The organism is Flavobacterium sp. (assembly GCF_027531705.1).
Lineage (GTDB): Bacteria > Bacteroidota > Bacteroidia > Flavobacteriales > Flavobacteriaceae > Flavobacterium.
This window is the reverse complement of sequence record NZ_JAPZSP010000018.1, coordinates 158,498-174,232: the sequence shown is the minus strand read 5'-3', so window position 1 is coordinate 174,232 and position 15,735 is coordinate 158,498. Positions and strand designations below refer to the sequence as shown.

The window sequence follows — 15,735 nt, the reverse complement described above, 5'->3', positions numbered from 1 at the left end:
TTTAATTTTTTTTAGGGATTTCTATAGTTTTTATGTAATCGTCAAGTAAGAAAAACATAAATGAATTTGTTTGTTTATCAATTTTATATTCTAATTCTTTTTGCTTTAAATATTTATTTTCTTTGGGTTTCTTTTTATTTTCTTTGGTGTCAAATAAATTTGTTTCTTCAAATGATTTTTCAGTTTCAAGCATCATTTGTCTAAATTCAAGTAGTTTAGTTTTGTATTCTTCTGTTGTTTTAAAATATTTATAATATTCAATTTTGAAGTTTTGAAATTCTTCTCCTGTAAATTTCTTAGAATTAATTTTTAACCCATTATTGATTTCAAATAATTCGTAATATTCATAAATTGAGGCGTAACCCATATGAACATATTCGATTAACTTACCAAATGGACATACAAGTAATCCAGAATAAAAATCACATTTGAAATTAGGAGAATCACCAAAAACTTCTTTGTAAATTGATATCAAAAAATATTGTTTAGAATCAGATCCATAATCTTCTTTATATATGTTTTCTACAACTAATTTATTATCTAAAAATTTAAAATAAGCAACATAACCTCTCCAATTTGCTGTTGACCTTGATTTTATTAAACTATTATCTAATGGATTGGTTTTAAAATAAGTTTCTAAAGGATTGCTGTGAATTCTTAAAGTATCCTTACCAATTATAAGATAATCTGGAACTTGTGCAGTTCCAAATAGATTAATAGAAAACATTAAAATTATAGAAGCAAAATGATATTTCATAAATAATTTTAATTCGCTACTTCGCTGATAAATTTAATTCGCATTAAGCGAAGTTCATCTATATCATAATCACCATCAAATTCTTTTAGAGCTTTTTCTATACTATCGGTTTCAGATTCCATAAAATAGTCTTGAATTTCTTCTTGCTGATCGTCGTCTAGCATTTCGTCAATCCAATATTTGATATTTAATTTTGTGCCTGAGTACACAATTTGTTCCATTTCTTTAATCAGATCATCCATTTTTAACCCTTTTCCAGAAGCAATATCGTCTAAAGATAATTTTCTGTCAATATTCTGAATAATATACAATTTGTTTGCAGAATTGGCTCCAGTAGATTTTACAACCAAATCATCTGGGCGAATAATATCGTTGTCTTCTACATAACGAGCAATTAATTCTATAAATGGTTTTCCGTATTTTTTTGCTTTTCCTTCACCAACACCATGAGTATTTATTAACTCATCCATGGTGATAGGATATTTCAAAGCCATATCTTCTAAAGAAGGATCTTGAAAAACCACAAACGGAGGAACACCAAGTTTTTTAGCTTCTTTTTTACGTAAATCACGCAACATTGCCATTAACGCTTCATCTGCAGTTCCAGATGATTTGGCGGCTGTAACTATAGCATCATCTTCACTTTCGTTATATTCATGGTCTTCAGACATCATAAAAGAAGTTGGTTTTTTGATAAAAGCCAATCCTTTTTCAGAAATTTTTATAATTCCGTATGTTTCAATATCTTTTGATAATAATCCGTCTACAAGAACTTGACGAATTAATGCCATCCAATAGCGTTCTTCAAATGCTGCTCCACAACCAAAAAACGATTGTGAATCAGTACGATGCGCCTTTATCATAGCATTCACTCTACCTATTAAGGTATAGATAACTTCTTTTGATTTATATAAATGTTTGGTATCTCTAACAACTTCAAGTAGCTTAACCACTTGATCTTTAGCTTCAACTTTGGTTTTTGGATTTCGAACATTGTCGTCCATATCAGCACCATCACCAGTTTCGCTATCAAATTCTTCACCAAAATAATGCAATAAAAATTTACGTCTAGACATTGAGGTTTCTGCATAAGCAACAACTTCTTGCAATAAAGCAAAACCAATTTCTTGTTCGGCTACTGGTTTTCCCGACATAAATTTTTCTAATTTTTCAACATCTTTATAGGAGTAATAAGCCAAACAATAACCTTCTCCACCATCACGACCTGCTCGACCTGTTTCTTGATAATAACTTTCTAACGATTTTGGAATATCATGGTGAATTACAAAACGCACATCTGGTTTGTCAATTCCCATTCCGAAAGCGATTGTTGCTACTACGACATCAACATCTTCCATCAAAAACATATCTTGATGTTTTGCTCTCGTTTTAGCATCTAAACCTGCATGATACGGAACAGCGCTAATTCCATTTACCTGTAAAACTTCGGCAATTGCTTCTACTTTTTTACGGCTTAAGCAATAAATAATTCCCGACTTTCCCTTGTGTTGCTTAATAAAACGAATAATATCGCCTTCTATATTTTTGGTTTTGGTACGAACTTCATAAAATAAATTAGGACGGTTGAATGATGCTTTAAAAGTTTTAGCATCAGACATATCTAAGTTTTTCAGAATATCTTCTTGTACTTTTGGTGTAGCAGTTGCGGTTAATCCAATAACAGGAACATTTCCTAAAAGTTTTATTATGTTTTTTAAATTTCTGTATTCAGGTCTAAAATCGTGTCCCCATTCTGATATACAGTGTGCTTCGTCAATTGCTACAAAAGAAATAGTTACGCTTTTCAAGAAATCAACATATTCTTCTTTAGCTAATGATTCTGGAGCTACGTATAATAATTTGGTAAGTCCACTTGTGATATCTTTTTTAACCTGATTAATTTCAGTTTTTGTCAAAGAAGAGTTTAAAACATGGGCAACACCATCATTAGAAGAAACACTTCTTATAGCGTCAACTTGATTTTTCATTAATGCTATTAAAGGAGAAACAACAATAGCAGTTCCTTCTTGAACTAAAGCAGGAAGTTGATAACAAAGTGACTTACCGCCACCAGTTGGCATAATCACAAATGTATTCGTTTTAGAAAGAATACTTTTAATAACTTGTTCCTGTAAACCTTTGAATTGGTTAAAGCCAAAATATTTCTTTAATTCTTTATGTATATCAATTTCGGATGAATTCATTCTTTAGTAATAGTATTTTATTAAATTTGCACATCATAAAGATACAACTTTCTTTTTTACATACAAATTTTTATAACATTCTGTTTTGAATAATAAAAAAAATATTTTAGAAATAGCTCAAAATTCAATTTTATCACAAAGTAAATCAATTGCTAAACTAGCTGATTTTCTTGATAATAATTTTATAAATGCAACCGAATCAATTTATAATTGCAAAGGAAGATTGGTTGTAACTGGAATTGGAAAAAGTGCGATAATTGCCCAAAAAATTGTTGCAACAATGAATTCTACTGGAACGCCATCCTTATTTTTGCATGCATCTGAAGCAATTCATGGCGATTTAGGAATGGTTCAAGCCGACGACATTATCATTTGTATCTCAAAAAGCGGTAATAGTCCAGAAATTAAAGTTTTGGTTCCATTGTTAAAAAGATTTGGAAATACATTAATTGCAATAACTGGCAATATGACTTCTTTTTTAGCAAAAGAATCACATTATGTTTTAAATACAACGGTTGATAGTGAAGCTTGTCCAAATAATTTAGCTCCAACTAATAGCACAACGGCACAGTTAGTAATAGGTGATGCCTTGGCGATTTGCCTTATGGAATTAAGAAATTTTTCAGCAGAAGATTTTGCAAAATACCATCCAGGCGGTGCTTTGGGTAAAAAATTATTACTTCGAGTTATAGATATGTTAGACACAACAAGAAAACCATTTGTAAATCCAGATTCGAGTATCAAAAATGTAATTGTGGAAATTTCAGAAAAAAGATTAGGAGTAACAGCTGTTTTAGAAAATGAAAAAGTAGTTGGAATAATTACAGATGGAGATATCAGAAGAATGTTAAATAAAACGGAAACTATTACCGGATTAACTGCAAAAGATATAATGACGGTAAATCCAAAAACAATCAAATCGACCGATATGGTTGTTGATGCATTAAATGTTTTAGAAGATTTTTCAATAACACAATTGGTTGTAGTTGACAACGGAGAATATAAAGGTGTAATTCATCTTCATGACATTTTAAAAGAAGGAATAGTATAATGGCAAAAGAAAAAAAAGAGATGTCATTTTTAGATCATCTTGAAGAATTAAGATGGTTATTGGTTAGAAGTTCATTTGCAATAGTAATTGTAGCAACGGTTGCTTTTTTCTTTAGCGACTTTATTTTTGAAACCATATTATTTGGACCAAAAGATCCAAGTTTTGTTACTTATACTTTTTTCTGTGAATTATCTAAGGCTATTGGTGTAGAAAGTTTTTGTGTAACCGAACTTCCTTTTGTAATTCAGAATACAGATGTTGAAGGTCAAGTTTCGCTATTGGTATGGACATGTATAACGGTTGGATTTATTCTAGCATTTCCCTATATATTATGGGAATTTTGGAAATTTATTAGTCCAGCATTATATGAAAACGAGCGTAAAAATGCTAAAACATTTATTTTTATTTCGTCTTTGTTATTTTTCATTGGTGTTTTGTTTGGTTATTATGTAATTGTGCCCATGTCTATTAACTTTTTTGCTACATTTTCTGTTAGCACTCAAATTAAAAATGAATTTAATATTCAATCTTACATCGGATTGATAAAAACATCAGTAATTGCTTGTGGATTATTTTTTGAATTACCTATAATAATATATTTCTTAACTAAATTAGGATTGGTAACACCGAAATTCCTTCGCGATTATAGACGATATGCAATAGTTATTGTGTTGATTCTTGCAGCAATTGTTACTCCTCCAGATGTTGTAAGTCAAATTATTGTAGCAATACCTTTATTATTATTATATGAAGTTAGTATTTTTATATCTAGTGTAGTTGTTAAAAACCAATTAAAAAATGAGCAATCAAGTAAAAGAATTCAATGAGTATCGTTCAAAAATGAACGAAAAACTATTAGCAGATAACAATAAAATTGTAAAACGTATTTTTAATTTAGATACCAATGCTTATGCAGAAGGTGCTTTAGATGTAAAAACCAAGGAATTGCTTGGATTAGTAGCTTCAGCTGTTTTACGTTGTGACGATTGTGTCAAATACCATTTGGAAACATCCTATAAAGAAGGAATAACCAAAGAAGAAATGATGGAAGCAATGGGAATCGCGACTTTAGTTGGTGGTACAATTGTAATTCCGCATTTGCGAAGAGCTTATGAATTCTGGGAAGAATTAGAAGAGAATAAATAATTGTTAAAACGTTAATTTGGTTATTTGTTTATTCGTTTATTTGTCAAAATATCTAACGGTCTAAAAGTCTAAGAATCTAAAATGAAATTAAGAGCCGAAAATTTAGTTAAAACCTATAAAAAGAGAAGTGTTGTAAAAGGAATTTCTGTTGAGGTAAATCAAGGAGAAATTGTTGGATTACTTGGGCCAAATGGTGCTGGAAAAACAACTTCTTTTTACATGATTGTAGGATTGGTAAAGCCAAATTCGGGAAATATTTATCTTGATGATTTGAATATTACCGATTTTCCTATGTACAAAAGAGCTCAAAACGGAATCGGATATTTAGCACAAGAAGCTTCAGTTTTTAGAAAGTTAAGTATTGAAGATAATATTTTAAGTGTACTTCAATTGACGAAACATACCAAAGAAGAACAAATTGCTAAAATGGAAAGTTTGATTGCCGAATTTAGTTTGGAACATATTCGAACCAATCGTGGCGATTTACTTTCTGGTGGTGAGCGCCGTCGTACCGAAATTGCACGTTGTCTTGCTACTGATCCAAAGTTTATTCTACTAGATGAACCATTTGCTGGTGTCGACCCAGTGGCGGTTGAAGATATTCAACGAATAGTAGCACAATTAAAAAACAAAAACATCGGAATTCTTATCACCGACCACAATGTTCAAGAAACGTTGGCTATTACCGATAAGACTTATCTAATGTTCGAAGGCGGAATACTAAAAGCTGGAAAGCCAGAAGAATTAGCTGCTGACGAAATGGTAAGAAAGGTTTATCTGGGACAAAATTTTGAACTGCGTAAAAAGAAATTAGAGTTTTAGTACAATTAATTCACTCAAAAGTAGTTATGTTAATTGTGCTTCAAGTTTACTCAATTGTGTAGTTTGTTTTTTATTGAAATCTGTAAGAACTACTCATTTATATTATCGATTTCAATTTATTTTTTTATGTTTGCAACATGCAATTATCTGTAATAATCCTGAACTATAATGTTCGCTATTTTTTAGAACTCTGTATAACAAGTGTTCAAAAAGCTACTCAAAATATTGACGCAGAGATAATTGTAGTCGATAATAATTCGTCTGATGAAAGCAGTCAGATGATGGAATCGATGTTTCCAAATATCAAATTCATTCAAAATTCTGAAAATACAGGTTTTCCCAAAGGAAATAATATAGGTGTTGCCGAAGCAAAAGGCGATTATATTTGTATTTTAAATCCTGATACCGTAGTGGCAGAAGATACTTTTGAAAAAGTATTGTTTTTTGCCAAAAAACATAATAATCTCGGGATTATCGGATGTAAATTGGTTGACGGAACTGGTAACTTTTTGCCAGAATGCAAACGAGGAATTCCAACTCCTTGGGTTGCACTTACCAAAGTTTTAGGATTATATATCATTTTTCCTAAATTATCTATTTTCAATAAATACTATTACCAACAGCTTCATAAAGATGAAACAGGAAAAGTTGAGATTTTAGTTGGAGCGTTTATGGTAATGAAGCGTGATTTATACAATGAAATTGGTGGTTTTGACGAAGATTGTTTCATGTATTCTGACGATATTGATTTGTCTTACATTTCTTTGTTGAACGGAAAATATAATTATTACTTTCACCAAACAACGGTAATTCATTATAAAGGCGAAAGTACTGTTAAAGATGGAGTTTACATGAAGAGATTCCAAGATGCGATGAAGTATTTTTATAAAAAACATTTCAATCATTCCTTGTTCTTTTTATTTTTTATGAAAATAGGAACACTGAGCTTTTCTCTTCTTAAGGTATTTCAAGGTAAACCAAAACCTCGTATTGTTCCAACCAATTATATTTTAATTTCTGATAAAGATACACTTGCTCAAAAATTAAAAAATAAATTAAAAAAAGAGGTTGAAAAAACATTGCTCAATACTGAAACGCTTGAATTAATTTCCAATATTCAAAATAAGAAAAATACAGAAGTTATTTTTGATACAAATTACATAAGTTACAAAGATATTATTGCTTTTATGGAGAACAATGTTGATCATAAATATACCTATAAAATGTATCTACCTGAAAATAATTTCTTAATTGGAAGTAATTCAAGTAATGACAGAGGCGAAACAATATTGTTAGTATAATTATTGAAAACTTATCCAAGCATAGTTATTGACTAGTTTGTAAAATCAGTATTTTTGCAAATAAGTATAACGAGTTTACTTAAAAAAAATATGGCAAAGTTTGAATTAAAGCTTCCTAAAATGGGAGAAAGCGTTGCAGAAGCAACAATCACCAATTGGCTAAAAGAAGTGGGCGACAAAATAGAAATGGATGAGGCCGTTCTAGAAATCGCAACCGATAAAGTTGATAGCGAAGTACCAAGTGAAGTTTCGGGTATTTTGGTCGAAAAACTTTTTGGTAAAGATGATTTAGTTCAAGTTGGGCAAACCATTGCAATTATAGAAACCGATGCTTCTGTAGGAGCAACACCAACTCCAGTTGCACAACCAGTTCAAGAGTCAGCACCAGCTGTTCAAGAAGTTATTAAAGCCGTTGAGGCAGCAAAAGAATTTGTGGCAGCACCCGTTTCGAACCAAAATTTTTCCGAATCCGATAAATTCTTTTCACCATTAGTAAGAAATATAGCTAAAGAGGAAGGAATTTCTATTGCTGAACTAGAAAGAATTCCTGGAACTGGAAATGAAGGACGTGTTACCAAAAATGATCTTTTAGATTATATAGCTACTAGAGGAAATGCTCCAGTAGCAGCTCAAAATACTCAAGCTGCTGTTCAAACTCCAGTAGTTTCTCCAGTTGTTGAAACAAAACCAGAAGTTCAAGTTGCAGCACCAGTATCTCAAAATGTGCAACCTACAATCCAACCAGCAGCAAGCAATCCACAACCAACGGTAGCACCAGTTTCTGTAAACGGGCAAGATGAAATTGTTGAAATGGACAGAATGCGTAAGTTGATTTCAAAATACATGGTTGATTCACTTCAAACTTCGGCTCACGTTCAGTCGTTTATAGAAGTTGACGTGACCAATATTTGGGATTGGAGAGAAAAAAATAAAAATGTTTTCGAGAAAAGAGAAGGCGAGAAGCTAACGTTTACACCAATATTCATGGAAATTGTAGCAAAAGCGCTAAAAGATTTTCCAATGATGAACATTTCGGTTGATGGCGATTATATCATCAAAAAGAAAAATATCAACCTAGGAATGGCGGCTGCATTACCAAACGGAAACCTTATCGTTCCAGTTATAAAAAATGCCGATCAGTTGAATTTATTAGGAATGGCAAAAGCTGTAAATGATTTAGGAAACAGAGCCAAAGCAGGAAAACTAAAACCAGACGACACACAAGGTGGAACATATACAGTAACCAACGTAGGTACGTTCGGAAGCGTTTTTGGAACGCCAATTATCAACCAACCGCAAGTGGGAATCTTAGCATTAGGAGCCATTAGAAAAGTTCCAGCAGTTATAGAAACTCCAGAAGGTGACTTTATTGGAATCCGCAAAAAAATGTTCTTATCACACAGCTACGATCACAGAGTTGTAGATGGTGCACTAGGAGGAAGCTTCGTAAAAAGAGTAGCCGACTACATGGAAGCTTTTGATTTGAATAGAAGTATATAATTTTAGAAGTTATTTTAAAATTTCAACCCTGTTAGAGTATTGAACTTTGACAGGGTTTTTTTAATAAAAAAAATAATTTTTTAAGTGTGTACTAAATTTAGTACATTTGATTTTTAATAATTTCTTAGCTATGAAAACAAAACTACTTTATTTACTATTTTTTGTTTCTTTTTTTCAGATAAGCATGGCTCAAAATGTAACTTTAGATACTAGTTTTGGGGTTGGTGGTATAACTGTAATTCCAATTTCTCAAACTAATGAAAATATACTTGGATTAGAATATCAATCAGACGGAAAGATAGTTTGTCTAACATCTTTTACTAATCAAAATAATAGTAATATTGTTTTGACTAGATATTCAAGCGAAGGAATTTTAGACTCATCATTTGGGATTGCTGGTTATGTTTCTACAGATATTAATTATGATTTTCCAATCAATTCAATTAAAATTCAAAATGATGATAAAATTTTAGTTTCTGGCAGAAATACTGATAACAATAACCAAATTTCAGTTTTTAGGTATGATAAAGATGGAATAATTGATACTTCATTTGGAAACTTTGGTGTGTCAAATAGTTTTGATAATTTTTATGAATGTTCAATCGATATTCAAAATGATTTAAAAATTGTATTAGCTGGAAGTTGTTTTAATAATGGTTCAGATTTTGGTATTTCAAGATTAAACAGTGATGGCTCTATAGATCAAAGTTTTGGCAATTTAGGTAAAATAAATTATAATATTGGTGGAAATTTATTGAATACAGATGATAGAGTTTGCAGTGTAAAGGTTTTATTAGATGATAAAATAGTAATTTCAGGTTATAGTTTTGCTACTTCAAATACAATTGATTTTGCAATGGTTAAACTAAATACCGATGGGACTTTAGATACATCTTTTGGAAATGAAGGAATAGTTGTTGATGATTACGGAGGTAGCGAGTATTTTGTATGTTTAAATTCTGACAGTAATAACAATTTATATGTTGGAGGTATTTCTGGTTTCAATTCTTCTTCAGGAGTAGCCATTGGTAAATATAATGCAAATGGTGTTTTAGATGCTACATTTGGTAATCAAGGAAAAGTAATAACAAACTCAACTGAGGGAACAAATTTTTCAATTTCTGACTTTTCAATTTCTGATGATGGAAAAATTACTTGTGTAGGTTATGATTATAATCAATCTACACAACTCTCAGATATGTTACTTTTAAAATATTCTAATTCAGGTATTTTGGATGTTTCATTTGATTCAGATGGGGTTTATATAAAAGATTTTAATAATTTAAGTGATGGATTATCTACTTTAAAACTAAAAACTGATGGTAAAATTTTATGTGGAGGCTCAATAAATTTTGGGACTTCAAGTAATTCGGATTCCGCACTTGTCCAATTCAATGTTACCAACCTCTCAACTTCCCTATTTTCAAAACCTCAATTTTCCGTTTCACCAAATCCATTTACAACTTCAATAAACCTTACTTTTTCACTTTCCAAAAATGAAATTTTAACTATTGATTTAGTTGATGCAAATGGTCGTCTAATTCAAAATTTGAGTAATGAAAAATCATTTTCATCAGGAAACAATTCTTTGTATCTTGATTTGCCTGAAACACTTTCTAAAGGAATCTATTTTTTAAAAATTAATGATGGTTTCGAGAATAATACAATCAAAATTATAAAATAGGTTTAAACATAAATTTAAACAAACCCGACAAATCAAAATTGTCGGGTTTTTTATTGATTTTTTAATTATAAAAAAATCCGTGTTAATCTGTGTAATCTGTGTTAAAATTTATCTTTTACCTATTTAAAATGCCTGTTTTTAAATTTTTTATAAATCTTTTTTATCAATTTTTTAAAACATCGTTAAACGGTAAATACAATATTTTATATTTGTTCCCATCAATTAATCAAAATGGAATTAAAACTCAATAAGCCTATCTGTTTTTTTGACCTCGAAACTACCGGAATCGACGTTGCCAAAGATAGAATTGTAGAAATAGCAGTATTCAAAGTATATCCAAACGGAAATAAGGAAAGTAAAACCTGGTTGGTAAACCCTACTATTCCAATACCGCCACAATCAACAGCCATTCACGGAATTTCTAACGAAAAAGTCGCCAACGAACCAACTTTCAAAGAGCTTGCATCTCAAGTCTATAACATGATTAAAGACAGTGATTTAGCAGGTTATAATTCCGATAGATTTGATATTCCATTACTAGCAGAAGAATTGCTTCGAGCTGGAGTAGATTTTGACATGAAAAACAGAGTTTCTGTCGATGTACAAACTATTTTTCACAAAAAAGAAGAACGAACATTAAGTGCCGCACTAAAATTTTATTGCAACCAAAGCCTAGAAAACGCTCATACTGCCGAAGCTGATACAATGGCAACATATGAAATCTTAAAAGCGCAATTAGACCGTTACGAAGATTTACCAAATGATATGAAAACGCTTTCCGAATTTACTTCGAGAAAAAAAGCAGTTGATTTTGCAGGATTCATAGCATTAAACGATAAAGGACAAGAAATATTTACTTTCGGAAAAAACAAAAACCAATTGGTAGAAGATGTACTCGAAAAAGAACCTGGCTATTACGGCTGGATTCAAGGAGCCGATTTTCCTCTATACACCAAGAAAGTTTTAACCGCAATCAAATTAAGAAAATTAAATACAAAATAAGTTGGTAGTCGCAGTTAGCAGTTGGCTTGAAAACTGAAAACTGAAAACTGAGACTGAAAACTGAGACTAAAAACTATGAAAATTATCTGTATAGGACGCAATTACGTTAAACATATAGAAGAGTTACAAAACGAACGACCAGACGAACCAGTGGTTTTTATGAAACCCGATTCGGCGGTTTTGCTAAAGCAACATCCTTTTGTAATTCCAGAATTTTCAGAAGATATTCATCACGAAATTGAACTAATTGTCAAAATAAATAAAGTAGGGAAGTATATCGAACCCAAATTTGCTCATAAATATTATGACGAAATAAGTGTCGGAATCGATTTTACAGCCCGCGATTTGCAGCAAAAACTCAAAGACAAAGGACTGCCATGGGAAAAAGCAAAAGCTTTCGACGGTTCAGCAGTTATTGGAGAATTTGTTTCGAAAGAAAAATTTCAATCGGTTGACAACTTAAATTTTGAATTAACCAACAACGGAAAAACCGTTCAATCAGGAAATTCAAGTTTAATGCTATGGAAAATTGATGAATTAATAGCAAATGTCTCACAATATTTTACCTTAAAAATTGGAGATATTATTTTCACAGGAACGCCCGAAGGTGTTGCGCAAGTAAAACCCAATGATATATTGGAAGGATTTTTAAACAAACAAAAACTATTTAAAATACAAGTAAAGTAATGGCCCTAAACTACAACTTAGCCAAAGTTTACGCGCTTTCAGACAATGATCCTGAATTTGTAAACTCCATTTTAGAACTTTTCGTAACCGAAGTTCCCGAAGATTTAACACTTATCAAATCTGGAATAAAAGAAAAAGATTACAAACAAGCGTACGCTTATGCACATAAAATCAAACCTTCTCTCGATTTGTTGGGAATGAACGTTGCGTACGAAGAAATTCTTCAGGTCGAAGCATGGACAAGAGCTGAAGGAAAAAGAAGCGAAATCAACGCTACTTTCGAAAGTATCGAAAATCAAATTGTAAACGCTGTCAAAGAAATCAAAAAAGATTTCGATATGTAAAATTAGGAGCGAATGGTTCGGGATTTATCAGTAATGGTAATTCCCGCTTTACGTTCCAATCTTTTTTAAACCTGACAGGTTTCTAAAACCTGTCAGGTTTAAAAAAGGATTTCCACTGCAATCGGGGCTAGATAGGTTTCCATTTTTTCTTTTGTTACCTTTGTAAAACAAATATTTATACTTAATGAAAGCCACTATTGTAACCATTGGCGACGAAATTCTTATAGGTCAAATCGTCGATACCAACTCCGGATTTATAGCCAAATCACTCGATAAAATAGGTGTCGATATTCACGAAATGATTTCCATTTCCGATAACAAACAACATATACTTGATACGTTTTCCAAACTCCAAAACCAAGTCGATTTAGTAATCATAACTGGCGGACTCGGACCAACAAAAGACGATATCACCAAAAAAACCTTTTGCGACTATTTTGAAGATACATTAGTCGAAAACAAAGAAGTTTTGGCGCACGTTACCCAATTAATAGAAAGTATTTTCAAGCGACCAATTACCCAAATGAATCGTGATCAAGCATTAGTTCCAACAAAATGCCACGTATTATTCAACAAAGTGGGAACGGCTCCAGGAATGTGGATGAAAAAAGAAAACACCGTTTTTATTTCATTGCCTGGTGTTCCTTATGAAATGAAATATTTGGTTGAAAACGAAATAATTCCCAAAGTGGTTCGAGAGTACAATCGTCCTTATATTATCCACAAAACTATTTTAACATACGGACAAGGAGAAAGTCTAGTTGCCGAAAGAATAGAAGATTGGGAAAATAATCTGCCCGAATTTATTAAACTTGCTTATCTGCCAGCGCCTGGAAGAGTACGTTTACGACTTTCTGCAAGAGGAACAGATAAAGAAATATTAGAAAAAGCAATCGAAGAAAATGTAAATTCGCTAACCAAAATAATTGGCGATATCATAGTAGGATTCGACGATAGCGAAACAATCGAAGTAGTAATAGGAAAACTTTTAGCACAAAAAAAGTTAACAATTGCAACAGCCGAAAGTTGCACAGGTGGTTCAATTGCATCCTTGTTAACATCAGTTGCAGGTTCATCAAGTTACTTCAAAGGAAGCGTAGTTTCTTATGCAACGGAAGCCAAAGAAGCTGTTTTGGGAATTCCGCACGAACTGATTGAAAAACATTCAGTTGTTAGCGCTCAAGTAGCCGAAAAAATGGCTTTGCAAGCACAAAAAATGTTCAAAACCGATTTTGCAATTGCTACAACAGGAAATGCCGGACCATCAAAAGGCGATTCTGACGCAACTGTTGGAACTGTATTTATTGCTTTGGCAACACCGCAAACAATTGTTGTAGAAGAATTTAACTTTGGTGAACCTCGAGAAAAAGTGATACTCAGAGCAGTAAATAAAAGTTTAGAAATGCTTCAAAAAGAAATTTTAAAAAATGTAGTATAATTTTTTTGCGTAATAGGTTTATTTTTCTTTTCTTTGCACCCTCGATTTGAATAACGATAAAAGATAAGCATAATGTCAAGAGTTTGTGACCTTACTGGTAAAAGAGCGATGACGGGAAACAATGTTTCTCACGCGATGAATAAAACTAAAAGAAAGTTTTCTGTAAACTTACTTAAAAAACGTTTTTATCTTCCTGAAGAAGATAGATGGATTACTCTTAGAGTAGCTGCATCTACAATAAAAACAATTAATAAAAATGGAATTTCTGCAGTTTTGAAAAAAGCACAAGCAGAAGGATTTATTAAATAATCTTTTCCAAAAATAAATAGATAGCAAAATGGCAAAGAAAGGTAATAGAATTCAGGTAATTTTAGAGTGTACAGAGCATAAAGCAACTGGTGTTGCCGGAACTTCTAGATACATTACAACTAAAAACAAAAAAAACACTCCAGATAGATTAGAGATTAAAAAATTTAATCCTATCTTGAAACGTGTTACAGTTCATAAAGAAATTAAATAATATAAGTCATGGCAAAGAAAACCGTAGCATCGTTACAAACATCTTCTAAGAGATTATCAAAAGCCATCAAAATGGTGAAATCTCCAAAAACAGGTGCATATACTTTCGTTGAAAGCATTATGACTCCAGAAGAAGTTGATGAATTCTTGAAAAAGAAATAATTAACGCAAACTTTATATAGAAAAGCTACTTTCATTCGCAAGTAGCTTTTTTTATTTTTATATTTGTGCATCATTTTATTAAGTAATAGAAAATAAATCTATTGTTTAATTGCTAATTCCCAAATTGAAATGAGTTTTTTTAAAAAATTATTCTCTTCCGATAAGAAAGAACCTGTTCTAAACGAGCAGGACAAACAGACCTTAGACAAAGGTTTGGAAAAATCTAAAACAAGTTTTTTTTCTAAGCTTACTAAAGCAGTTGCTGGAAAATCAAAAGTTGATGATGAGGTTTTAGATAATCTTGAAGAAATCCTTGTAGCTTCAGATGTTGGTGTTGATACTACTTTAAAAATCATAAAAAGAATTGAAAAAAGAGTAGCCGAAGATAAATATCTTGGAACGGATGAGCTTAATAAAATTCTACGTGAAGAAATTGCAGGTTTGCTTTCTGAAACTAATACTGGTGAAGAATCTGAGTTTGTAATTCCTATTAATACAAAACCTTATGTAATAATGGTGGTTGGTGTTAATGGTGTTGGAAAAACAACTACAATAGGTAAATTGGCAAGTCAATTCAAAAAGCAAGGTTACAAAGTTGTTCTTGGTGCTGCCGATACTTTTAGAGCAGCAGCAATCGATCAATTACAAATTTGGGCTGATAGAGTAGGTGTTCCAATTGTTCGTCAACAAATGGGAAGCGATCCAGCATCAGTTGCTTTCGACACCATTCAAAGTGCCGTTTCTCAAGAAGCTGATATTGTAATTATTGATACAGCTGGTCGTTTGCACAACAAAGTTGGTTTGATGGCCGAATTAACTAAAGTAAAACGAGTAATGCAAAAAGTTACTCCCGAAGCTCCACACGATGTATTATTAGTTTTAGATGGTTCAACAGGGCAAAATGCTTTTGAACAAGCAAAACAATTTACAGCCGCAACCGAAGTTACTTGTTTAGCAGTAACCAAATTAGACGGAACTGCAAAAGGTGGCGTTGTAATAGGTATTTCTGATCAATTTCAGATTCCAGTAAAATATATTGGTGTTGGTGAAGGAATTGACGATTTACAAGTATTTAACAAATATGAATTTGTAGATTCTTTCTTTAAATAAAATTTAAA

At 31.7% G+C, this 15,735-nt stretch carries 17 protein-coding genes; 15 read left to right on the top strand and 2 right to left on the bottom strand.

Translation table 11 applies throughout. The features are described 5' to 3' along the window. Window position 1 precedes the first annotated feature (1 nt). Together O9267_RS06515 and recQ are read right to left on the bottom strand one after the other, a co-directional pair. A complete protein-coding gene (locus O9267_RS06515; RefSeq protein WP_298177346.1) occupies window positions 2-757 on the bottom strand; it encodes a hypothetical protein in 756 nt (251 codons plus the stop codon). 8 nt (window positions 758-765) lie between these two features. Continuing rightward, window positions 766-2,961: a DNA helicase RecQ gene (gene recQ / locus O9267_RS06510; protein WP_298177344.1), complete on the bottom strand. Its 2,196-nt coding sequence runs from the start codon at window positions 2,959-2,961 to the stop codon at window positions 766-768. 85 nt (window positions 2,962-3,046) lie between these two features. Between recQ and O9267_RS06505 the strand changes: the two genes are divergently transcribed. From O9267_RS06505 to ftsY, 15 genes are all read left to right on the top strand, one after another. After that, window positions 3,047-4,012, top strand: coding sequence for a KpsF/GutQ family sugar-phosphate isomerase (locus O9267_RS06505; protein ID WP_298177342.1), 966 nt, complete (start codon window positions 3,047-3,049; stop codon window positions 4,010-4,012). Continuing rightward, window positions 4,012-4,839, top strand: coding sequence for a twin-arginine translocase subunit TatC (gene tatC / locus O9267_RS06500; protein ID WP_298177340.1), 828 nt, complete (start codon window positions 4,012-4,014; stop codon window positions 4,837-4,839). Before O9267_RS06505 ends, tatC begins: the two co-directional genes overlap by 1 nt. After that, entirely contained in the window at window positions 4,811-5,158 is a 348-nt protein-coding gene (locus O9267_RS06495; RefSeq protein WP_298177338.1) for a carboxymuconolactone decarboxylase family protein, read from the top strand. The genes tatC and O9267_RS06495 overlap by 29 nt, the downstream gene beginning before the upstream one ends. Before the next feature lie 81 nt (window positions 5,159-5,239). Further along, the gene (gene lptB / locus O9267_RS06490; RefSeq protein ID WP_298177336.1) at window positions 5,240-5,980 is read left to right on the top strand and encodes an LPS export ABC transporter ATP-binding protein; all 741 of its coding nucleotides are present in this window, start codon (window positions 5,240-5,242) and stop codon (window positions 5,978-5,980) included. A gap of 137 nt (window positions 5,981-6,117) precedes the next feature. Next, window positions 6,118-7,281, top strand: a complete 1,164-nt coding sequence (locus O9267_RS06485) for a glycosyltransferase family 2 protein (RefSeq protein ID WP_298177334.1) — start codon at window positions 6,118-6,120, stop codon at window positions 7,279-7,281. Window positions 7,282-7,371: 90 nt separating this feature from the next. After that, entirely contained in the window at window positions 7,372-8,781 is a 1,410-nt protein-coding gene (locus O9267_RS06480; protein ID WP_298177332.1) for a dihydrolipoamide acetyltransferase family protein, read from the top strand. Window positions 8,782-8,911: 130 nt separating this feature from the next. Beyond that, on the top strand, window positions 8,912-10,465 hold the full coding sequence (locus O9267_RS06475) for a T9SS type A sorting domain-containing protein (RefSeq protein ID WP_298177330.1): 1,554 nt from the start codon (window positions 8,912-8,914) through the stop codon (window positions 10,463-10,465). A gap of 231 nt (window positions 10,466-10,696) precedes the next feature. Next, a complete protein-coding gene (locus O9267_RS06470; RefSeq protein WP_298177328.1) occupies window positions 10,697-11,467 on the top strand; it encodes a 3'-5' exonuclease in 771 nt (256 codons plus the stop codon). 75 nt (window positions 11,468-11,542) lie between these two features. After that, window positions 11,543-12,154: a fumarylacetoacetate hydrolase family protein gene (locus O9267_RS06465; protein WP_298177326.1), complete on the top strand. Its 612-nt coding sequence runs from the start codon at window positions 11,543-11,545 to the stop codon at window positions 12,152-12,154. Then, window positions 12,154-12,498 carry an Hpt domain-containing protein gene (locus tag O9267_RS06460; RefSeq protein ID WP_298177324.1) on the top strand — a complete coding sequence of 115 codons (345 nt, stop codon included), beginning with the start codon at window positions 12,154-12,156 and terminating at the stop codon, window positions 12,496-12,498. The genes O9267_RS06465 and O9267_RS06460 overlap by 1 nt, the downstream gene beginning before the upstream one ends. Window positions 12,499-12,682: 184 nt before the next feature. Beyond that, on the top strand, window positions 12,683-13,936 hold the full coding sequence (locus O9267_RS06455) for a competence/damage-inducible protein A (RefSeq protein WP_298177322.1): 1,254 nt from the start codon (window positions 12,683-12,685) through the stop codon (window positions 13,934-13,936). A gap of 72 nt (window positions 13,937-14,008) precedes the next feature. Continuing rightward, window positions 14,009-14,245, top strand: coding sequence for a 50S ribosomal protein L28 (gene rpmB, locus O9267_RS06450; protein WP_298177320.1), 237 nt, complete (start codon window positions 14,009-14,011; stop codon window positions 14,243-14,245). 28 nt (window positions 14,246-14,273) lie between these two features. Then, window positions 14,274-14,456, top strand: coding sequence for a 50S ribosomal protein L33 (gene rpmG / locus O9267_RS06445; protein WP_298177318.1), 183 nt, complete (start codon window positions 14,274-14,276; stop codon window positions 14,454-14,456). Between the two features lie 8 nt (window positions 14,457-14,464). Then, window positions 14,465-14,617, top strand: coding sequence for a DUF4295 domain-containing protein (locus O9267_RS06440; protein ID WP_081676904.1), 153 nt, complete (start codon window positions 14,465-14,467; stop codon window positions 14,615-14,617). A 129-nt stretch (window positions 14,618-14,746) separates the two neighbouring features. Further along, window positions 14,747-15,727 (top strand): signal recognition particle-docking protein FtsY, encoded by a 981-nt coding sequence (gene ftsY, locus O9267_RS06435; protein WP_298177314.1) that lies wholly within the window; start codon window positions 14,747-14,749, stop codon window positions 15,725-15,727. The last annotated feature ends 8 nt before the right edge of the window (window positions 15,728-15,735 follow it).